A 20,892-nucleotide genomic window follows, 5' to 3' on the forward strand; every position below is an offset into this window, starting at 1 on the left:
TCTTCACACTCCTTCTCTCTGTCTCCTATATATACACAGAATTCTTTGTATAAAGGACATTGTAACGGAAAGGAAATTGAAGTACAAGAGTGAATTATCCGACGATTACAGAGGGCGGGCTGCAGGATTTACAGGAAATTAACAATAGAGCGAAAAAGCCCTTTTGACCGCCTTGGAAACCCGCTTTTTTCAAAAGGCTTATTAATATAGTAGAAAAGCAGGTTTTTCAGAAAGAAAAGAGAAAAAACACAAATCTGGAATGCATAATGGGAGAGTTGACGTTTTCCAGAAGGTGGATTATAACTAAGTATGAAAAAAGAACCAGGAGGTGAGAACTATGTATCGCGGAGGTCTGTTTTTCTCTGGACTTATGATTAAGTATGAAAAGTACTACAAAATTCTGCTGCTCGATCTTGGGTTAAGCGGCAAGGAACATGAATTCGTTCAAGATGCTCAGGAAGTGGTTCAGGATATTCAGAGGAAACTTGAGACGGCAGCGAGCGATCAGGAGAAGTGCGCGCTGTTTTACTCGGCGCTGAGGAAACGGCTGGTCGACATCTATGGCGGAAATGGAAGCACCCCCGTTTAACAACGCATCCATTGAAAGGATTGCCCCCTCATTTTAAAGGCCTCACGCATACAATCACCTCAACAATAGAAGGATCAGGCAGGGAAAATGGGAAAGTCACATAGAAAAAAGGCGGGGATTCGGAAGCGGATAATTTCCATTAAAAACCTTGTCCGCTTCCCGTTCTGTCTGCAGGACTTATGATACAATACAGATAGAATCACTGGGAAATCAAGGAACTGATTTATTTCTTTATCCGGATACATACACAATTTTTGTCGTCTTGACAGGAACTTTTCCCGTTCATGACGAATGAAACGTTTAAGGCTTGACCAGTGAGCCGGAACTCTACATAACAGCGCGGAGCGGCCCAGCCGATCTGCTAAAAGACAAAGGAGTGTTGGACATGTGGAAAGACGAATACAAACGCTGGAAAGACTTTTCTGATCTTGATGAGAATCTGTCCGTCGAATTGGAAAAGATCGTAAAAGACGAGGCATCTTTAGAGGATGCTTTCTACAAGAACCTTGAATTCGGTACAGGCGGTATGCGCGGGAAAATCGGTCCCGGTACGAACCGGATGAATATTTATACCGTTCGTAAAGCCGCTGAAGGTCTGGCTTCCTATGTTAATGACCAGGGGATGTCCAAGCGCGGCGTTGCCATTGCGTACGATTCCCGATATATGTCGAAGGAATTCGCTGTTGAAACAGCAAAGGTCCTTGGACGTCACGGCATTCCTTCCTATGTATTTACATCCTTGCGACCGACACCGGAGCTGTCTTTCGCTGTCCGTCACTTGAAGGCGGCGGCAGGCGTTGTCGTCACCGCCAGTCACAATCCTCCGGAATACAATGGCTTCAAAGCTTACAATGAAGACGGCGGGCAGCTGCCTCCGGCTCAGGCGGAAGTGATGATCGACTTCGTCAACAAGGTCGAAAATGAGCTGAACGTAGAAGCGGCGGACCAAAAGCAGCTGGAACAGGACGGTCTGCTCCGCTGGGTGGACGAGGACGTCGATACTGCTTATATGGAAGCTTTAAAAACCGTAAGTGTCCGCGACGACCTGCCGAAAGATCTTTCGGTCGTGTTCACACCGCTGCACGGAACAGCACGCCACCTTGTTGAGCAGGGCTTGAAGCAGAACGGCTTCAATTCCGTGCACATCGTAGAAGAGCAGGCCACGCCGGATCCGGAATTTTCAACGGTGGCTTCACCGAACCCGGAAGAACACCAGGCCTTTGAAATGGCGATCGATCAGGGGAAAGCAGTGGGAGCGGACATCCTGATGGCTACAGATCCGGATGCAGACCGTCTCGGCGTTGCCGTCCCGGATGAGAACGGGGAGTACAAAGTGCTGACTGGAAACCAGACAGGTGCCCTGCTTCTGGATTACATTCTCGGACAGAGCGCCTCCATTCCGGAAAACGGCCTGCTTGTAAAAACGATCGTAACGTCTGAATTCGGCCGGGTAATCGCCGATTCCTACGGGATTTCCTCTCTGGATACATTGACAGGCTTCAAATTTATCGGAGAGAAGATTCGCGAGTACGAACAGTCCGGCGAGTACAAGTTCCTTTTCGGCTACGAGGAAAGCTACGGCTATTTAGTGAAGGATTTCGCCCGTGATAAAGACGCCGTCCAGGCAGCTGTGCTTGCTGTAGAGGCAGCGGCTTACTGGAAGAGTCAGGGAAAAACACTGGTGGAAGCGCTGGATACGCTGTATCAGAAGCACGGCTATTTCCTTGAAGACTTGAAGTCAGTCACATTGGAAGGGAAATCCGGAGCGGATACGATCGAAAAAATCATGAACGATTTCCGTGAGGCGGACATTCAGGAAGCCGGCGGAAAGAAAGTCATGGCGGTGGAGGATTACTCCACAACGGTCCGCCAGCTGGTACAGGAAGGAACCACAGAGGAAATCGATCTTCCGACGTCCAATGTCGTGAAGTTCATTCTTGAGGATGACTGCTGGTTCTGCCTGCGTCCATCCGGAACAGAGCCTAAAATCAAATTCTATTACGGAGTGAAGTCCACTACACGCCGTGAAAGTGAAGAACTGCTTGCAGCCGTGAAAGCCACGGTGGACGAGCGTCTGCACGCGATCATCTAATCGAAAAAATCCGCCCCTTATTCCGGGGCGGATTTTTTTCTTTGCCCTCTCGTAGAGCTCCCCCATTTGTTTGGGCATGGTCACGTTCCGCTTATCGGTGGATGCTTGCCGCGGGCACAGCCTCAGCTAACTTGGACAGGAAGACCACCTGTCCAAGTGGATCTTCGGCTCGTGCTGTTCCCGCAGGCGTCACCACCGAACGCTCTACGAGACCTTACTCAGTAATGATCGAAAAATCGTTCCCTTTATACTGCAAAATCATTTGGGGAAGAATTTTATCTTCATCATATCTCTTGGTTCATAGGATACTTTCCGAAATGGTTACATCATTGTTCGTGCAAATCCAGACCTCCTTGCCGGGAGCCACCCACGAAGGTGGATGAGTGAAGGAGAGTCCTTTTCAATTCCGAAAGGAGCGCAGACCATTCAACTCCTGCGGAAAAACGGGCGGCCGAGGCCCCACAGGGCGGTCTCCCCGAGGAGACTTGGACGTTCGTCCGCGGAAAGGGAATGGTCTGCGCTCCTGGAGGTACTAGAGGATATCGGTTATGCCTGCATACTGAAAACTTGTTCTCCTTAATCAAGGGACCGGATTTGTTCCGCCTATCTTTGCTGATGCGTTTAGAAAAGGCTTTCAATTGATTGACAAATGAGCGATAATAGAATAAAATACTGAAAATTCAGATATAACATAAAAAGGGGTGGGCCCATGTTGAACATAAAGATGTTGAAGCCATATTATGTTAAAGAAGATAAACGTTTTATACGCATCGTCTTAGCCTACCAGTACTTTTCTTTGTTTATTGACGACGAACTTTATCAGTTTATTCCAATGGAAGCAAGAGAAATAATCATCGACCGCAATCGTCAGAAGGTGCACAATGTATTCGATATTTTCGTGTTTCAGCGCGGTAAAAATATGGTGTATGTATCGGTGGCGGATTTGCTGCAGCTGCCGGAATTTCTGACACACCTTCATTCGATTGTGTCGCCGTATTATGAAGAGGGGATTGACATCAGCCAGCAATCATCAAAAGAAGTGAGAGCCATTATCCGTGAATTGGAAAAAGAAAACCTCCGGCGCCTGATTGATAAGGCCATTGATGAGGACGATCAGGAAGCTTTCCAAGTACTGACCGAGAAATGGAAAGCGATGCATTCATAGGTGCCGGGCTGATTATTTTGGCCCGGTTCTTTTTATCTGGTATACTATTCTACATAAAACCACAACGAATTTCCTAAAAAAACTGGAATATAAGTGATAAATGTTAAAAATATATGAATTTTTTTCAAATGTGGTGGCGCATAATCCATTATAATAGGCTTATACTTACAGGATTAGGAAAAAAAGAACCGGGATACGGGGAGGTTAACAAGATGAGAGAGATGCCTAAAGACCGTCTGCTGGATGACGAGTGGATCGACTTGATACAGGAAGCGAAAGCTTTAGGCCTGAGTAAGGAAGAAGTAGAAAATTTCCTGCGCGGCGGAACGGAACTGTATAAACTAGTATAACACCCTTTATCTTTAAGGGTGTCTTTTTTTATGCCTCCCTTTATAATGAGTATATAGTAGTAGTTGGAAGGAGGGTCGGCATGAAAAACTTTGAAATGATCAATCTGCTCAAAGACTGTGCCATCGCATTCAATATACCAGTCCATTTAATCGACCGAAAGAATACAGCCATCTTTCAATATCCTGACACTTTTCTTAAACCACCGGAAGAAATTCTGGAAACCCGCCATCCTTATCTTCAGGAAGCAAGGAAAATGCCCGGAACCCTGCACCTGCTGAAGGATCCTTTTAACCAGTATGCTTTATTTTATGCGTATGAAAATCCACAGAAGGAAACCGTGGTCGCACTGCTCGGCCCATTCCTGCATGAAATATCGGACTATAAAGAGGTCCAGCTGAGTTTAATTATGAATGATCTTTCCTCTTCTCTCGCAGAGGAGTTTGCCGGATACCTGGATCATCTGCCGGTAAGGACGCCGAAGGAACTGGCATCCATCCAGCGTGTCTTGCAGCATGTGCTGCCAGGGAAAAAGGAAAAGGAGAAGAAAAACCCAACAGAGCCTGATCTCCTGCATCATTATGAAGAATATGCGGCATCGCTTGAATCCTATCCGGATACGGTGGCATCGAAACAGGAATTCATGGAACGTTTCAAACGTGGGGAAAAACAGGCGGTGGAAGCGTACTATTCACTGATGGACAATAACCTCCCGCATATAAAAAATCATGTGCGTTCTTTTAAAAACCATCTGATCCGTCTGGTTACGGAATTGAGCCTCCTTTGTATAGAAAAAGGGGCCCAGCCGGATGAAACGGGGTCATTAAGTGATTTCCATATCAGCTTCCTGGAGACGAAAGAGACCGTCGAAGAACTGGAAGGGCTGGAATCGATCATTCTTCGTTCGTTCCTGGAAAGAATCCAGGGGGTGGGCAGGCAGTCCTTTTCTCCGTTGGTGGAGCGCGCACAGAAATATATTTTCCAAAACCTGACGAAAGATTTAACGTTAAAGGAAATTGCGGAAACATTGAACGTCAATCCGAATTATTTATCCGGTGTGTTTACAAAAGAAACCGGCGTATCGATCACCCAGTTCATTAATCAGCAGCGGATTACCGAAGCGAAAGAGCTCTTATGCATCACAGAGCATTCGCTTATGGATATCAGCATGCTGCTCGGCTATAACAGCCAGAGCTATTTTACAAGGGTTTTCAAGAGTGTAGAGGGAATCGGCCCGAAGGAATTCAGGCAGAAATACCGAATAAAGGAAAAGTAATCAGCTGATAAAGGCTCAGCTGATTTTTTATGAGGGAATGTTCTCAAAAACGGACTATTTGTAAGTAAATAGAAGATATATGCAGGAATGTATGGGATATATGTTCTTTATAATGAAAAATGGTTGTTTATTTCCAATGGGTGAGCGTTTATAATATTCTTAATAACGAACAAAAAGATAGGTTAATTATGTCAGGAGTCATCTGACGATGGAAGGTGAGGTAGGTGGAAGTGACGCCGATTGGTGAAAAAATCCGTGTCCTGCGCACCGGCAGAGGATTATCTGTCAACGAGTTTGCCAAACGTTCTGGTGTATCCAAATCGTATATCAGCAACATTGAAAGAGGGGTACAGAAGAACCCTTCCTTAATCGTGATGGGAAAACTCGCCCGGACGCTGGAGGTACCGCTGGAAGAGCTATTAACGCATAAGTATGCCGAAGAAACGGGGAATGGACAGAGCCGATAGCGGACGAAAGGGGACGATCATATGGTGAAACAGGAGGAATACAGAGAATGGATGGCTCTGATGAAAGAAGCCAGACAGCTCGGTCTGAGTCCGGAGGAGGTCAGGGATTTCCTGGACATCCCCCGGGTGCCGGAGCTTCTAAGCGAGGGGACGGGAGGATATGAAGGGTAAAACCGTCTTTACGAGAGAAGCAGGATGGCGCAATGTCACAGCGGTTTCCCCTCGGGTCATGGACAAACACAGGGCCTGCGCTCTCTCTTCTATAGTGGATCAGTATTCCCAGCTGCTTATCAAGCCGGGATGGGATATCCTCGTTGTCAACGACCGGGTATGGGGGAGGAAGCAGAAGGAAACTTCTGTGTGGGAAGAAGGGTTCATGAAGGCTGTGACCGGCGATGAGTCCCCGCTTTCCTACCTGCAGGCGTCGCTCTGTTATCATCATCTGCTGGAATATACGAACGAGGCATCCGGAGTCATTTCACAGGCCGTCCTCGACGATGGGTATGCCCGTACTCTCGACCTGTTCGGTGCTTGGCCGTTTGGAAAGCAGCTCCGCAGCTTTAATCCACTGTTCTTCTATGATTCTCTTTTTCATCCGGCTGTCGTTTTTTTTACGTACCATCGTGAAGGTGGTGCGGTCATACGAAAACATGTCCACCGTTTCGCTCATGGAAGCTATGAGCTGAAGACGCTGACGCGTAAGTGGGCAGCCATTTCTTAACCGGCCTATATAAAGGGGGCCGGTTTTTTTGTGTGTGCTGTCGAAAGATCAACGGCCTTTTCTACCATTTTCTTCTTTTCATTCTGACAAAAATAGATTATGATGTAACAAAGTATTTTGAATTTTATTGACAGATCATTACGAGAAACGTAGAAAATGCGGGGACTCTCTGTTTTTAGTCCTCATCCAACAGACTGGGCCCTTACATAATGACCGTCGGAAAAAGGCGTTTGATACCGAATCGTTAAGTAAATAGAAATATATAGGAACATCATGAATGAAAAGGTGGGTCGTATGGAGAATCTTAAAGAAGTGCTGGAAAATATCATCCAGCGCACGGAGAATTCAGAACTGTTGTCATCTCAGGAAGTTATCAATCAGCTGATTCAGCAGCTGCAGGAATAGATCGTGTGGAGCATCGCTGGGGACTATGGCGGTGTTTTTCCATGTTCCGGGTTCTACATAAGCTGAGAAAAAAGGCTCACGGGAAAGATAACGGAATCTTCGCGTGCCTGTGATATACTAATACCGACAAGAGTAAACTTACCAAGTAAGCGAGGATTTCTATGAACATTACTGTTGAAATTATCGTGGCGCTGCTGCTGTCGATGGCGGTCAGCTATGCGCTTGTATTCCCTGTTATGAAGTTAGCTGTTAAATGGAAAATGATGGATTATCCAGAATTACGGAAGATCCATAAAGAAATTACCCCGCGCATGGGCGGGCTGGCAATCTTTGGAGGAGCAGCCGCCGGAATGCTGTTTATCCGCCCGGATATGCCGTATATAGGACCGATCATTATCGGAGCGTTCATCATCGTCTTGACCGGATTATTGGACGACCGCTATCAGATCCGCCCGATCTTCAAGCTTGGCGGCCAGGTGGCTGCTGCGGCTGTTTTAATCTTTTCTGGTCTGAAGGTGGACGTGCTTAGTATTCCGTTCATCGGAATGGTCTCTCTGAGTGATCCGATCAGCATCATCTTTACGTTTCTATGGATCATCGGTATCACCAACGCCATTAACCTGATTGACGGTCTGGACGGGCTAGCGGCTGGTGTGTCGACTATATCCCTGATCAGCATTGCGGTGATGGCTCTTGCCATTGAACCGCAGATTTCGATTGTGTACTTATGTATTGTTCTGATCGGAAGCAACATCGGGTTTTTGTTCCACAACTTCAATCCTGCCTCGATCTACATGGGGGATACAGGATCCCTGTTTCTAGGTTACTCCATGGCCGTCATTTCCATGGTCGGCCTGTTCAAGAATGTGACGCTGTTCAGTTTTGTCATTCCGATTATCGTCCTTGCTGTGCCGGTGTTTGATACGTTGTTCTCGATTTTACGGAGAATGATCAATAAGCAGAAGATTATGATGCCGGATAACAAACACATCCATTATCAAATTCTTGCGGCCGGATTCAGCCACAGAGCAACGGTCCTGATCATTTATGCTTTCAGTGCCTTGTTCGGCCTGCTGGCGCTCTTATTTTCGCTGACATCCTTCGGGATATCCCTGATCATCACGTTCGTCCTGTTGTTCCTGCTTCACCTTTTTGCAGAAATGACAGGCGTCGTCTACCGTGGCAAGCGGCCGATCATCGGTTTGTTTTCAAAGACGGAACGCGAAAAAAACAAAGACAAAGAGAAAGCATAAGAAAAAGCAAGGGAAGCCGCGGCTTCCCTTGCTTTCTTTAATAGGAATCGACATCTCCGGGTGTGATGAACCATTTATCCGGGTCATTCATGTCGGTATTGTCCGATTCGATTTCTTTTCCGACGAGCGGCATCGGACTGTCTTTATGGACGAATCCATTCTTCTTCATCAGATGAGCCGGCATCATCGACGGCAGGGCCCATGACTGGACGATATCGGCTTCCCTCAGGACGCTGAGCGCTTCTTCAAGGAGAGCCCGCCAGGCGTCGTCATCGACGGCCAGCCAGTCGACGATCATCCCGTTACGGAAGCGTCCTTCTTTTTCATGCGTGATGACATATCCTTGCAGCTGTCCCTGCTTATAGAGGGCAGTCATCTTATAATGGTGGACGGGATGGTCGAAAAAGCGCCAGTTCAAGTACGCGGCATCACGGACGACGAGGCCGTCCGCCGTATGTTTCGTCTTTTCAGCCAGCTTATCGAACGCTTCATCACACCGGGTGATGCGTTTCACTTCATAGCCGTGCGGTGTTTTTTTCGACTGCCGGATCTTTCCGTACACACGATCCAGCGGCTTGAGGACTTTCAGTGGGGAAAGCTTGGAAGCGAGCAGGCTGACAGGCTTCTGCACATACATCCAGCGTGGCATATCTGTCAGATGGCTCGCGCCGGTGTAGCGCAGGAATAATTCCTTCGCTTTCGGGGCAGGAAAACCATAAAGGTATGTGATGCCGGCTTTGCGCCCTTCTTCGATCAAGGCGTCATTCAAGTGCTTGTAGATCCCCTTGCCGCGGGCATCGGGATCCACCATCGTGTCAACACGGACACCGACCGTTTCGACGCATCCTTTGATATAGGCACTCATCAGCCATAAGCTGATGTGGCCGAGAATCTTTCCGTTTTCCTCGAAAACGAGGATGAAGGGTTCTTTATGTTTAGGGTTCTGTTTGAATTTCCATTCCCAGGCGTCAAGAGGACGCTCCTGGTGGAAGGTCTTTTGGAAAAGGGTCTGAATTTGTGATTCATCGTCTGGTTGATAACGGCGGACTGCCATAATGCTTCTTTCCTTTCCGTATAAAAAAATACTTCCCAAAGTATAACAAAGAACGCACACGGATGGCAGAAGGTCTCTGTTACAAGTTCGTGACGTTTCATTAAATCCCGATGGCATTCAAGCGACATTTTTATCTCAAGATAGAACTCTGTCAGAAAATCAGCTATAATGGAAGGTAATGTCATGGAACGTTTGACCGCGTACGGCTGACGGGTATTAGATGATGTCGAAAGCATTGCATATGCAGGTTCTCACCCCTCCCCATCATCGGCAGACGTCATAAAGATAGGAAGTTGTCGAATGATATAAGGAGAAGGGCTGCTGAATCATTCAAAAAAATACATGATAAAACAATAGATCTAAGGAACCGCATCTAGATAATGGATGGGCCAGAGAAAGGGAGTATTGTTGTATGAAGAAGTCACTATGTGTAGTCGGATTAGGATATATTGGTCTTCCTACGTCCGTCATGTTCGCCATTCACGGGCACAAAGTGCATGGAGTTGATGTGAATCAAAAAGCTGTCGACATGATTAATGCCAAGCAGCTTCATATAGAAGAGAACGGTCTGCAGGAACGTCTGGAGGAAGCGGTAGATGCCGGTAACTTCAAAGCAGCGGTGGAGCCGGAAGAGGCCGATGTTTTCATCATCGCCGTCCCTTCCCCGATCCGCGAAGATAAAACCGCCAACCTCGACTATGTGCGTAAAGCGACAGAGGCGATTGTCCCTTACGTACGCGAAGGCAACCTTGTGATTTTAGAATCCACGGTTCCTCCTCGTACGGTGGAGGACGTCATGCTTCCGGTTCTTAAGGACACCGGTCTTGAAATCGGAACCGAATTGTTCGTTTCCCACTCTCCGGAGCGCGTCATTCCAGGGAAGGTCTTCCAGGAGCTGGTCGAGAACGACAGGATTGTCGGTGGAATCAATGAAAAATCCTCCGAAATGACGAAGGATCTTTACCGCTCTTTCGTTAAAGCGAATATCCATTTGACGGATGCTACAACAGCGGAAATGGCCAAGGTCATTGAAAATACGTACCGCGACGTGAACATTGCGTTCGCCAATGAGCTCGCCTTGATCAGCGACCAGATCGGTGTCAACGCATGGGAAGCGATCAAACTTGCCAACTATCACCCGCGTGTGAACATCCATACACCCGGCCCGGGTGTCGGCGGTCACTGTATAGCTGTGGATCCTTGGTTCCTTGCTGAAATCCAGCCGGATCTTTCCCAAATGATCCAGCTGTCCCGTAATACGAACGATAACATGCCGGTGTACACAGCCAACCAGATCGAGAAGCTGATGAAGGACCAGTTTATTCAGGATCCGAAAGTGGCCTTGTTCGGCTTGTCCTTTAAAGCGAACATCGATGACCAGCGTGAAAGTCCGTCCTTGAAAGTAATTCTTGAGCTCGTTGAAAAAGGAATCAGCTTCAAGACGTTCGATCCGCATATTAAAGAAAACGTCGCCTCCAACCAGACACAGGATATGGATGAAGCGCTTGATGGTGCCGATATCCTTGTGATTCTGACGGATCATGATGAGTTCAAGCAGCTCGATCCTGAATATATCAAGAGTAAGATGAACAACCGCGTCGTTTACGATACGAAGAACGCCCTGAACCTCGATAACTGGACAGAAGCCGGTTTTATCGCCAAGCGTCTGGGTGACTCCAAAAACGGATAAAAGATCAGGTGAAATCATGAAGGAACAGTTTTTAGGTGTAGACGTCAGCAGCCACTCCTACGAGCGGCTGAAGCAGAATGTATTGGATGATATCAATGAAAAGCGCCAGTCTTTCATTGTGGCGATCAACCCCGAAAAGATATTGAAAGCCCAGGAAGATCAGGATTTAAAGGCACTTTTGAATAAAGCGACGTATCAGATTCCCGACGGTGTCGGCGTTCTTCTGGCTTCCAAGCTGAACAAAGGCGGCATTAAGGAACGTGTGACAGGAATTGATATGCTGCTCACCCTTTGCGAACAGGCCGCAGACAACGGGAAGTCCGTCTTTCTTTACGGCGCAAAGCCCGGCGTTGCAGAAGAAGCGAAGGATAAGCTCATCGAGCAGTATCCGAATCTCCACGTTGCTGGTGTACTGGACGGCTATGAAAAAGATGAACAGAAGGTCATCCAGACGATCAATGAGTCCGGGGCGGATATTTTATTTGTAGCTCTCGGAAGTCCCCGTCAGGAGTATTGGATCGTCGATCATATGAAAGAGCTCAATGTCAGCATCTTCCAAGGGGTCGGCGGCTCCTTCGATGTCATTTCCGGCCGCGTCAAGCGCGCCCCGGCGCTTTTCCAGCGTTTCGGTGTGGAATGGCTGTACCGGCTGATTTCTGAGCCGTGGCGGATTAAACGCCAGATCCGCCTTCCATTGTTTCTGCTGAAGGTATGGAGAGATAAGTAAGAGAAAAAGCAGCGGTGCTTGTGCACCGCTGCTTTTTTATGTGGACTGATTTTGTGCAGATGGAAGCAGGGGGACGTTTGTTCTTCCCCCATCCAGCTCCGGCATCTTACAGAGAGGGCTTTTGTCATCGTTGGAAAAAAAGCTGGGGTCTCAAGTAGTCCGATACTTCTATAAGGTTTCTGTTACTTTTGAACTTAAAAAGTTAAAATTGTGCAAAGATACGCTGAGGTATGTTGTTTGCCGTCGAATCCTCTTATATAATGAACATATTATCCTCATAGAGGCTTATTTTGGAAAAATATAAAGAAACATGTAGAAAATTTTCGGGATTTCTCCCCAAATATTCAACCCTTTCGACAAATAAGCCGATATACATACTACCGGCACGTATTCATCCATTGAATAGGATGACCATGAAAGTTTGCTCAATAAGATACACTACTGCCCTATTCACTATATACCCGACCAAACAAACCAACAAACATGCCATCGTATACGATTCAAACACACTTTCTATGGAATCAGAGCCAAATCAAAAGGAGGGGGCTGCTCCGCCAATATCGCTGCATGGAACAACCTATCGCTGTCTGTCCGCTTTAGATTCTAGCTATCTATGATTTTTATTATGCAGGAGGTTCATATGAAAAAAATACATATCGGCGGCTTCTTTTTGCTGTTCGCACTTTTTGTCATTTTTCCGGCTCAGGCTCAGGCTGAAAAGACGGTTATTCTTGACCCGGGTCATGGAGGAAGATTCTCTGGAACGACTGGTTATTCCGGCGTATCCACGGGTTATTATGAGAAACATTTCAACTTGGAAATGTCCAACGAAATTAAGGAAGAGCTGGAGGCTGCAGGCTACGACGTACATATGACACGCACAAATGACAGCCACTTTGCCTGGAATCTCCACGACGACCTGCAGGCGCGTCTGGATATCGCCCACGATGCGGTGAGTGGCAACAATGATAACTCGATTTTCTTATCTGTTCACTCGAACGCGCTTCCTTCAAACCCTTATATGAGAGGGTATGAAACTTATTTCTTCGATATTGATGAAGGGATTAACAAGACTTACCCGCCATCCAAGGAGCAGATCGAATATTCGCCGGAAAGTAAGCGGCTGGCGTACACCGTCCATGAAAACATCCTTGATGGTGCCCCGTTGAAAGAAGGGCGAGGCCTTGTTCCATCCGACTTATATGTCACACGGAACGCCCACATGCCGGCAGCTCTTTTAGAGTTCGGTTACATGTCCAATCCGGATGAGGAAGCCCTGATTAAAACATCGTCCTTCCAGCAGAAAGCCGCAGATGCCGTCGTTGACGGGGTGAACGCCTATTTCCAGGTCTTTGAAGTGTATGACATGGAAGGTGAGCGCTTGAAGGTGTTTGATGATCAGCAGGACGCCATTGATTACGCCAAAGACGAAGCCAACGTCTATGTTTTTGATAAGTATACACAGGAGAAAATCTACGACAATACGAAAAAACGGTATGGCGCATATCACTCCAACCAGTCTTCTGTAACGAAGCTGTTCGTGAAAAAAGAAGACGCCATCGATTATGCGGATGACTGGAAGAATATGCGCGTTGTTGATAACGAAGAAGGCGAAGTCGTCTGGAGCAACTACTTAGACAAAAACTATGTCGTCGAGCATTCCAACAAAGGGGCCTTGTACAAATCCTACAACCTCGACGATGCTGTCGCCTATGCAGTGAAGTGGAAAAACACATCTGTGGTGGATCAAGCGCAAGAAGAGGTTGTCTGGAGCAATTATCTGGATAAAGACTTCATTGTTACCCACTCCGACAAAGGTGAACTGAAATCCTTCTACCGCGAACAGGAAGCGGTCGCCTATGCGGAGCAGTGGAAAAACACGAAGGTGATGAACGACGGGGATGTGGTCTGGTCCAATATGGATGACAGTCACAACTATTCATTTGAAACGAACGTCCTTGCCGGTAAAGACCGGATGAAGACAGCGATTGAAGTGTCCAAGCAGCTATATCCGAATGGACTGGACGGAGAAAAAACGGTTGTCCTTGCGACAGCGTTTGAGTTCGCCGATGCCCTGTCTGCCGGTCCACTTGCTGCACAGTATGACAACGCTCCGATTCTGTTGAACCGTGACGATGAGCTCAGTGGCGATGTAAAACAGGAACTGCAGCGGCTGAATACGAAAAACGTCGTTATTCTGGGCGGGACGAATGCTATCTCTGAAGGCATCGAAAAAGAGCTGAAGCAGAGCTATAACGTTGACCGCATCTCAGGATCCACGCGTATCGAAACGAATCTTGAAATCAATGAAAATCTGAAAGGCGCAGAAGGAGTGTTTGTTGCATCAAGCACAAGCTTCCCGGATGCACTGGAAGCCTCCTCTGTCGCAGCAGCCAACGGCTGGTCCATCGTTTTGACAGGAGAAGATGAAATCAGCAGCGACAGCTTGAATTACTTGACCGGGAAAGAGGTCGTGATTCTCGGAGGAACCGCTGTAGTTTCTGAAGATGTTGAAAAACAGCTTGTTGAGGCGAACGGAGCGGATCGTGTGGAGCGTCTGTCCGGTGCGACCCGTTATGAAACCGTTGCGGCTACCCTCAAGTACTTCCAGGATGACATGAATTCCGATACCGTCCTTGCGGCGACAGGGAAGAACTACCCGGATGCGTTAACAGCTTCGGCACTGTCCGCAAGAACGTCCGCCCCTCTTGTGCTCGTTGGGGACAAGCTGAATCCTGAGCTTGAAAAACAGCTCGATCTATACGGCGGGGAAAACGTCGTCGAACAGCTTCAAGTGATCGGAGCTGTCGTGGATGAGGACAGCCAGAAACAAATCGCTGACCACTTAAACTAAATCAATCAGTACTTTTTTGAACAAAGGAGAGGGATTGGATGAAGAAACTCAGCTTTATCGCCCTGTTCTTTGTTCTTCTGCTTTCAGCCTGCTCCGGCACCGATGTCGACCAGGCTGATCAGCTGGAAGAACCAGAGAACAGTGAAACAGAAACAACGGAAGAAGAGACTCCGTCAGAAGAAACTCCTTCAGAAGATACGGAGGAAGAAGCAGAACCTTCCGAAGAGGAACAGACGGAAGAAGCTCCTGTAGAAGAAGAGCCTTCAAAGGAAGAAGCGCCAACTGAAGAGGAACCTGAAGTTGAAGAAGAGGATCAATCACAAGAAGCGGCTGCAGAGGAACCAACAGAAGAAGAACAGTCGGAAGAAACGAAGGATGAAGAAGAAGATACTGTTTCTTCCGCATCCGATGACTCTGAAGAGACCGAGAAAGCAGGCTCATCCGCCGGTTTGAAGGCGTATATGCCGAAAGGACCGATGACGAAGACGTTCACGCAGAACGAAGATTACAAAGTGAAACATGAAGTAGTGGATGTGAACGACCGCTTCGTCCAGCAGATTGTGACGTTCGGAGACATGGTGACCCTACAGATTCTTGAATTCACAGAAGGCAGAATCGCTGTTGTCTACCAGGAGTCCAACCCGGAAGATACGTCCAGTCAGCTTGAATCATTTGAAGCGCATGAAACGATTGATGTCCTTGTTGATGCCACCGGTGGCTCTGAGAACTTCCAGATTCTTGATGAAGCTCAGACGACCGCTACGCCTTATGGAGAATTTGAGAATGTATTCGTTGTTCAACGAACGTCCGGTTCCAAGGTGACATCGATGTACCACTATGCCCCTGATTACGGTCTGATCCGTGAAAAGGTCGAGGACAAAGGGGACAACGGCTATACGATGACATCAGAACTGACTGAGATTCAGGAATAAAAAACATAAAAGGACGGATGAGTGTGAAAAGACTATTAACTTGCATTTCTGCTTTTCTATTGGCCTGCCTGACCGCCCCAGCCTTTGTTAGTGCAGAAGATTCCAACACATGGGTCGTCGAGGAAAGTAAAGCTTCCTATGAAATCAATGACTCTGTTACCGCTGAAGTTGAAAACAAAGAACTTGAAACGAGTCTTTCTGTAACAAAAGAGGGAAAAGAACTGCTTGAAGAAACGACACAGCTCAGCACAATCACGGATCTTATCCTTGTTGAAGAAACGCTCGTTGTCGTTTATCGTGCTGACGGGTCAGCTCAAAGTTTGTACTTTGATGCGTACGACTTGTCTAATGGAAAGAAAGTGTTCGAATCCGAAGCCTATGACCGTTCGACCTTCGAACTGTCCGGCAAAGAACTTATTATACAATATCCAATCCTTGATGAAGACAGCATCGATACAGAGCCGGAAGCCCTGGCGGAAGATGCGTTCACGATTGCCGGCGGTGACGTGATGAAAGGGAAAACAGAGGAAAAAATGTCTCTGCAGAACACGGTCACATCTCAAGCTGCGGTCAATGAGAAATATAAGAACCCGAGCTATGCCGAAATCAACCGCATCTTGACCGAAGAAGCCGAGAATTTCGATATTCCCCCGGAAATAGTCAAAGCGATTGCCTATCAGGAAAGTGGCTGGCAGCAATACTGGGATCCAGGCCGCACGCCTGTCACCCATTATCAAAATTCCTGTACGCCTTCAAAAACACGAGGAATCGCCTGGGACGGAACGAACCTGAAGCTTGGTTATGACTGTATCGGAATCGGCATCATGCAGGTGTCTGACTACCGATTCATTGAGAACGAACAGGAAAGAAAAGAAGAAGTGTACAAGCTTTCCACTGATATCCGCTACAACATTCGTGAAGGCCTGAAGATTCTTGAGTCCAAGTGGAACTATGCCAACTACGATCTTATTCCTACGGTCAATGACGGCGACCGTGATGTGATTGAAAACTGGTATTTCGCTATTTTAGCTTATAACGGAATTTCCGAGCGTAACAACCCGATCACGAACGGGTATATTGCTTACCAGGAAAAGATTTATGACCGCATGCGTAATTATGGATTATTTAACGTAACCCCATTCCCGACGCACAAGCTGAACCCTTATCAAGACGGCATCATGCGTTTTAAAGAAAGCAACGTAGAAACGACCGGACCTCTTCATACGACAAAACATGATTTTGGTACGGGTGAAAAAGTATACGTAACCGCAGGAAGTCTGAATGTGCGCAAAGCACCAAACAGTACAGTTGTCACAAGCCTGAAACGCGGCGAGCAGGTCACAGTGACCGGCGCCCCGATCGGCTATAACAGCAACACCCAGCACTGGGCATGGTACCCGGTGAAAACGACAAGTGGGAAAACCGGCTATGTCGCCTCCAGCTACCTGTCTGCCACACAGGAGCCGGACAGCTACCGTCTTTCCGGAATCAACCGTTATGAAACAAGTACGGCCCTGTCCAACTACGGCTGGCACTGGAATGAACCGAATGTCGCTGTCATCGGACGCGGGGATCTGCCGATCGACTCCCTGACTGGAAGTGTACTGGCCGCTTATCACAACTCTCCGCTTCTTTTGACACAGACGGACCAGCTTCCGGCAACCGTGGAAAAAGAATTGGAGCGTATGGACCCGGCGAAGATTTATCTGCTTGGCAGTGAAGGAGCGGTATCCGCTTCTGTCGAAAGCCAGCTGAAGCAGGAATACGGCTCTTCGAATGTCGAGCGCTTGTCCGGAGCCAACCGCTTCGAAACCGCTTATGAAGTGGCCGACGAAGTCGCCGATGAAGTGAACGTCGATGAAATCTTCATCACAACCTCTGATGAAACATCAACGGACGCCCTTTCCATCGCCCCTTATGCCGGCGATGAGAATACACCGATCCTATTGACACTGCCGTACAAGCTTGAAGACAACGTCATCAACTTCATCCGTGAAAACGGCGTGGAAAAAGCGACGATTGTCGGCGGAACAGGGGCTGTCCACCAGACCGTTGAGAACCAGCTGAAAGGTATCGTCGACACGGTCGAGCGTGTCAGCGGCCCTGACCGCTACAGCACAAGCGTGCAGATTGCCGAGAAGTACTTCAACGACCACCGCCTGGAAGAGGTGTTCTTCGCCCAAGGTGAGGAAGTCGTCGATGCTCTTGCCGGCTCACCGCTGGCCGCTTCCTACGAAGCACCGATTCTTTTGACGAGAAAAGACAACGTACCATCAACAGTGAAAAACTACTTGAACCATCTGCCGATCAGCCCGGAGAACTACTACCTGGGCGGGAATGCTGCCATTTCCGAAGAGGCCGAGGTGGAGCTGGAAAGTATCCGCCGCTAATATAATAGAAGAAAACCGGCTGTTCCCTTGAGGAGCAGCCGGTTTTTTGCGTTGACGGTCAGGTCTGCGGCCGGATATCGGTCGGAGCGGTTGTTTTATCAGTCTTTTTGCGGGAATATCAGTCGAATCGCAGATATATCAGTCAAACCCGCATTATATCGGTCGAAACGGAAATATATCGGTCAACCGCTCCCCCTCCCAGAGCACATATCAACGAAAATCCGCATATATCAATTATTCTGCGCATATATCAATGATTCTCCGCGTATATCAATGATTCCACTCATATATCAACGAATTCCACGATAGATCAACAAACCCTCATCCCGCCCGACCCACCCACCTCAATCCCACCACCCCCTCAGGTCGCATGAGCTTCTGCCCATATATGGAAAAGATATGACTAGACGATTACGATTCGTTTAAGGTTATGGTAAAATCAAAAAGTATGGATTATAGTGTTACATAGCGAAATTTGTTTGATTTTAGCAAACGTGAAAGAGGTATTTGTGTGAAATCTAAATTAGGTTTAGCGAGCATACTGTTTATCGGCGCCACCCTGATCCTGAAGGTTTCCGGACTGATCCGGGACATGGTCATCGCCTACTACTTCGGGGCAAGCTACGTGGCGGATGCCTACCTGGCTGCCTTCATTATTCCGAATATGCTGATTTTATTCATGCAGAACGGGATGAAGAATGCGCTCGTTCCGAGTTACATACAGGCGGCGGAGGAAAAACGCGGCCGCTCGTATTTGGGACAGGTCTTCAAAGGAACCGCCGGACTTGCTCTTATTCTTTCGATTATCGGAATGGCCATTGCACCAGTGCTGATTCCGCTCTTGTATCCGGATTTCAGTCCGGAAGCGAGTCAGATCGCCATCTGGGTGACGGTCATCTTCTTTGCGTGTATATCGTTCGTCGGCATGAACTCGGTTTTGGAAGCGTTCTTTGACGCGGAAAACAAGTTCTCTCTGTCGATTGTTTCTCAAATCATCGTCATTCTAAGCTCGATTGCCGGTGCATTCCTTTTCGCCAACCAGATCGGGGCCTACTCGCTGGCGATCGGTTATGCAGTGGGTACGGTACTATCCCTGATTTTCAAGGCGTTCATCGTCGTCCCGCAGAAATCGTTGACGCTGAAGGAGAAGTTCGACTGGCCGGAAGTGCGCCAGTTTTACTGGATCTTCCTGCCTGTAGGTCTGACGGTTATGGTCGGTCAGGTCAACCTGCTTGTCGGTTCGGTCTTTGCCAGCTACCAGGGAGAGGGCGCGGTCATGTACATCAATACGGCGAAGAACTTCGTGCACATGCCGCAGGCGATTTTCGGGGTGACGATTGCGACGATTATCTTCCCGTTATTATCTAAAGCGATTACAACGAACGATACCGGGCAGTTTAAAAAGGGTATCGAAAAAGGACTCACAACGATGTACCTCGTATTGATGCCGTCGATCATCGGCATGATGCTCTTGATGCCGAACTTGATCGAGCTGTTGTATGAAGGCGGAGCCTTTGATAACAAGGCGACAGAAGCAACGACCCAGGTCGCGTATTTCTACTTCGGTTCCGTCCTGTTCTTCAGTCTCAACAACATCATCAACAAAGGTTTTTATACCATGAAAAAGGGCCACCTGATCCTCATGATCAGTATTGGTTCCATCTTATTGAATGTCGTCTTCAATTTCGTGTTTGCCGAATGGCTCGGCTACCTCGGCATCCCGTTTGCGGCATCTGTGATGGCGCTCTTCTATACAGGGGCATGCCTCATCGTTTTCACAAAGCTTGTCGGGGGACTCAACTTCAAGTCCATCATCGTCGACTACGCGAAAATCACCGCAGCCGCCGCGCTTATGAGCGGAGCCGTCCTGGCTGTCAAACCGCTGATTTCAGGACTGCCGAACTTGTTCATTATCATCATCGTCGCTATCATCGGCGCGGTTGTATATGTCGGAGCCGCTTTTGTTATGAAGTCAGACGCCTTTATGTTTCTACTCCATAATGTTACGAAACGGAAAAAGAAAGGAGCAACGTCATGAGTCGTAAAGAATTGTTCATGAACGCGGTGCGTCCGGTCAACGCACCGATGACGAAATTCATCCTCGGCCGTCACTATAACGCAGACCTGATGGCGCTGAAAAATGAACCGGTCCAGAAGGTGCTCGTCCTCGCGCCCCATATGGACGACGAAACGATCGGTCCGGGCGGCACCCTCCGCCAGCACGCCGATCAGGGAGCAGAGGTCCACTGTGTGTTCATCACCGATGGAGCGAGCAGTGTTTCTGAGATGAGTGCGGAGGAGCTGAATGCCAAGCGCCGCCAGGAGATTGACAAGGTCAAAGACATCCTCGGACTGACGGACGTCGCCTACCTCAATCTGCCGGACGGTGGTGTATCAAGCACCCCGGATGCGATTCAATACTTGAAGGAAAGGATCGAAACCCTGAGCCCCGACATCATCTACACGACGCCGTTCATTGATGCGCATACCGATCACAGCGCCACCGCCAAACTGCTCAGCGATACGCTGAAGCGGATGGATAACGTGCGTTGTAAAATCCGCATGTATGAAATCAACTGTGCCTTCCCGCCGGATTCGATCAACTGCCTCGTCGACACGACCGAGCAGCATGAGAGGAAAGTGGAGGCGACCGAAGTGTTCGATTCCCAGGCCATCGCTTTTGACGGCTTCCTGGAGTTGAATCGTTACAAAGGAAAACTCGCTTCTGATCCTGTAGAAACTGCGGAGGCGTTCATCGAATGGGACAAATCCAACTTCGTGAAACACGTTGATGTGCTTGATCAGATGGGCTATAAGTTCCCGGAGAAGTTCAAGCAGGTCAACCGTACCGATACACTGCTGTGGGCGATTTTCAAAAACTACGCCATGAAGAAGGATTTGTACCGCAAAACCATCAACTAATCATCAT

The 20,892-nt window shown here is 48.1% G+C and carries 17 protein-coding genes; 16 read left to right on the forward strand and 1 reads right to left on the reverse strand.

The genetic code is table 11. The annotated features are described in order from the left end of the window. Nucleotides 1–337 precede the first annotated feature (337 nt). The 9 genes from H615_RS0108920 to H615_RS0108965 all read left to right on the forward strand — a co-directional run bounded on the left by H615_RS0108920 (nt 338) and on the right by H615_RS0108965 (nt 8,316). Nucleotides 338–589: a hypothetical protein gene (locus H615_RS0108920; protein ID WP_027954832.1), complete on the forward strand. Its 252-nt coding sequence runs from the start codon at nt 338–340 to the stop codon at nt 587–589. Nucleotides 590–974: 385 nt separating this feature from the next. Continuing rightward, a complete protein-coding gene (locus H615_RS0108925) occupies nt 975–2,681 on the forward strand; it encodes a phospho-sugar mutase (protein ID WP_027954833.1) in 1,707 nt (568 codons plus the stop codon). Between the two features lie 709 nt (nt 2,682–3,390). Then, the gene (locus tag H615_RS0108930; protein WP_027954834.1) at nt 3,391–3,846 is read left to right on the forward strand and encodes an IDEAL domain-containing protein; all 456 of its coding nucleotides are present in this window, start codon (nt 3,391–3,393) and stop codon (nt 3,844–3,846) included. 212 nt (nt 3,847–4,058) lie between these two features. Beyond that, nucleotides 4,059–4,196, forward strand: coding sequence for an anti-repressor SinI family protein (locus H615_RS22315; RefSeq protein ID WP_156896466.1), 138 nt, complete (start codon nt 4,059–4,061; stop codon nt 4,194–4,196). Between the two features lie 80 nt (nt 4,197–4,276). Further along, nucleotides 4,277–5,470 (forward strand): helix-turn-helix transcriptional regulator, encoded by a 1,194-nt coding sequence (locus H615_RS0108940; RefSeq protein WP_027954835.1) that lies wholly within the window; start codon nt 4,277–4,279, stop codon nt 5,468–5,470. A 224-nt stretch (nt 5,471–5,694) separates the two neighbouring features. Continuing rightward, entirely contained in the window at nt 5,695–5,937 is a 243-nt protein-coding gene (locus H615_RS0108945; protein WP_244877736.1) for a helix-turn-helix domain-containing protein, read from the forward strand. Nucleotides 5,938–5,958: 21 nt separating this feature from the next. Next, entirely contained in the window at nt 5,959–6,108 is a 150-nt protein-coding gene (locus tag H615_RS22055) for an anti-repressor SinI family protein (protein WP_084163078.1), read from the forward strand. Beyond that, the gene (locus tag H615_RS0108955; protein WP_027954837.1) at nt 6,098–6,658 is read left to right on the forward strand and encodes a hypothetical protein; all 561 of its coding nucleotides are present in this window, start codon (nt 6,098–6,100) and stop codon (nt 6,656–6,658) included. Before H615_RS22055 ends, H615_RS0108955 begins: the two co-directional genes overlap by 11 nt. 566 nt (nt 6,659–7,224) lie before the next feature. Then, the gene (locus tag H615_RS0108965; RefSeq protein ID WP_027954838.1) at nt 7,225–8,316 is read left to right on the forward strand and encodes a glycosyltransferase family 4 protein; all 1,092 of its coding nucleotides are present in this window, start codon (nt 7,225–7,227) and stop codon (nt 8,314–8,316) included. A 37-nt stretch (nt 8,317–8,353) separates the two neighbouring features. Here the strand turns inward: H615_RS0108965 and H615_RS0108970 are convergent, their stop codons facing one another. Further along, nucleotides 8,354–9,370: a GNAT family N-acetyltransferase gene (locus H615_RS0108970; protein WP_035531752.1), complete on the reverse strand. Its 1,017-nt coding sequence runs from the start codon at nt 9,368–9,370 to the stop codon at nt 8,354–8,356. Between the two features lie 412 nt (nt 9,371–9,782). Between H615_RS0108970 and H615_RS0108975 the strand changes: the two genes are divergently transcribed. The 7 genes from H615_RS0108975 to H615_RS0109005 all read left to right on the forward strand — a co-directional run bounded on the left by H615_RS0108975 (nt 9,783) and on the right by H615_RS0109005 (nt 20,885). Next, nucleotides 9,783–11,060: a nucleotide sugar dehydrogenase gene (locus H615_RS0108975; RefSeq protein ID WP_027954840.1), complete on the forward strand. Its 1,278-nt coding sequence runs from the start codon at nt 9,783–9,785 to the stop codon at nt 11,058–11,060. Between the two features lie 16 nt (nt 11,061–11,076). Then, nucleotides 11,077–11,787, forward strand: coding sequence for a WecB/TagA/CpsF family glycosyltransferase (locus H615_RS0108980; RefSeq protein ID WP_027954841.1), 711 nt, complete (start codon nt 11,077–11,079; stop codon nt 11,785–11,787). A gap of 640 nt (nt 11,788–12,427) precedes the next feature. Then, nucleotides 12,428–14,641 carry a cell wall-binding repeat-containing protein gene (locus H615_RS21085; RefSeq protein ID WP_051254642.1) on the forward strand — a complete coding sequence of 738 codons (2,214 nt, stop codon included), beginning with the start codon at nt 12,428–12,430 and terminating at the stop codon, nt 14,639–14,641. A gap of 38 nt (nt 14,642–14,679) precedes the next feature. Beyond that, the gene (locus H615_RS21810) at nt 14,680–15,573 is read left to right on the forward strand and encodes a hypothetical protein (protein ID WP_051254643.1); all 894 of its coding nucleotides are present in this window, start codon (nt 14,680–14,682) and stop codon (nt 15,571–15,573) included. Nucleotides 15,574–15,596: 23 nt separating this feature from the next. Further along, a complete protein-coding gene (locus tag H615_RS0108995) occupies nt 15,597–17,963 on the forward strand; it encodes a cell wall-binding repeat-containing protein (protein WP_027954842.1) in 2,367 nt (788 codons plus the stop codon). A 511-nt stretch (nt 17,964–18,474) separates the two neighbouring features. After that, on the forward strand, nt 18,475–20,001 hold the full coding sequence (murJ, locus tag H615_RS0109000) for a murein biosynthesis integral membrane protein MurJ (RefSeq protein WP_027954843.1): 1,527 nt from the start codon (nt 18,475–18,477) through the stop codon (nt 19,999–20,001). After that, a complete protein-coding gene (locus H615_RS0109005; RefSeq protein ID WP_027954844.1) occupies nt 19,998–20,885 on the forward strand; it encodes a PIG-L deacetylase family protein in 888 nt (295 codons plus the stop codon). The genes murJ and H615_RS0109005 overlap by 4 nt, the downstream gene beginning before the upstream one ends. The last annotated feature ends 7 nt before the right edge of the window (nt 20,886–20,892 follow it).

It is taken from the genome of Halobacillus kuroshimensis DSM 18393 (genome assembly GCF_000425705.1).
Lineage (GTDB): Bacteria > Bacillota > Bacilli > Bacillales > Halobacillaceae > Halobacillus > Halobacillus kuroshimensis.

What these genes read in the sequence shown, in the direction of transcription:
- H615_RS0108920 (WP_027954832.1), top strand. Translation starts at nt 338, where the DNA reads ATGTATCGCGGAGGTCTGTTTTTCTCTGGACTTATGATTAAGTATGAA.
- H615_RS0108925 (WP_027954833.1), top strand. Translation starts at nt 975, where the DNA reads ATGTGGAAAGACGAATACAAACGCTGGAAAGACTTTTCTGATCTTGAT.
- H615_RS0108930 (WP_027954834.1), top strand. Translation starts at nt 3,391, where the DNA reads ATGTTGAACATAAAGATGTTGAAGCCATATTATGTTAAAGAAGATAAA.
- H615_RS22315 (WP_156896466.1), top strand. Translation starts at nt 4,059, where the DNA reads ATGAGAGAGATGCCTAAAGACCGTCTGCTGGATGACGAGTGGATCGAC.
- H615_RS0108940 (WP_027954835.1), top strand. Translation starts at nt 4,277, where the DNA reads ATGAAAAACTTTGAAATGATCAATCTGCTCAAAGACTGTGCCATCGCA.
- H615_RS22055 (WP_084163078.1), top strand. Translation starts at nt 5,959, where the DNA reads ATGGTGAAACAGGAGGAATACAGAGAATGGATGGCTCTGATGAAAGAA.
- H615_RS0108955 (WP_027954837.1), top strand. Translation starts at nt 6,098, where the DNA reads ATGAAGGGTAAAACCGTCTTTACGAGAGAAGCAGGATGGCGCAATGTC.
- H615_RS0108965 (WP_027954838.1), top strand. Translation starts at nt 7,225, where the DNA reads ATGAACATTACTGTTGAAATTATCGTGGCGCTGCTGCTGTCGATGGCG.
- H615_RS0108970 (WP_035531752.1), bottom strand. Translation starts at nt 9,370, where the DNA reads ATGGCAGTCCGCCGTTATCAACCAGACGATGAATCACAAATTCAGACC.
- H615_RS0108975 (WP_027954840.1), top strand. Translation starts at nt 9,783, where the DNA reads ATGAAGAAGTCACTATGTGTAGTCGGATTAGGATATATTGGTCTTCCT.
- H615_RS0108980 (WP_027954841.1), top strand. Translation starts at nt 11,077, where the DNA reads ATGAAGGAACAGTTTTTAGGTGTAGACGTCAGCAGCCACTCCTACGAG.
- H615_RS21085 (WP_051254642.1), top strand. Translation starts at nt 12,428, where the DNA reads ATGAAAAAAATACATATCGGCGGCTTCTTTTTGCTGTTCGCACTTTTT.
- H615_RS21810 (WP_051254643.1), top strand. Translation starts at nt 14,680, where the DNA reads ATGAAGAAACTCAGCTTTATCGCCCTGTTCTTTGTTCTTCTGCTTTCA.
- H615_RS0109005 (WP_027954844.1), top strand. Translation starts at nt 19,998, where the DNA reads ATGAGTCGTAAAGAATTGTTCATGAACGCGGTGCGTCCGGTCAACGCA.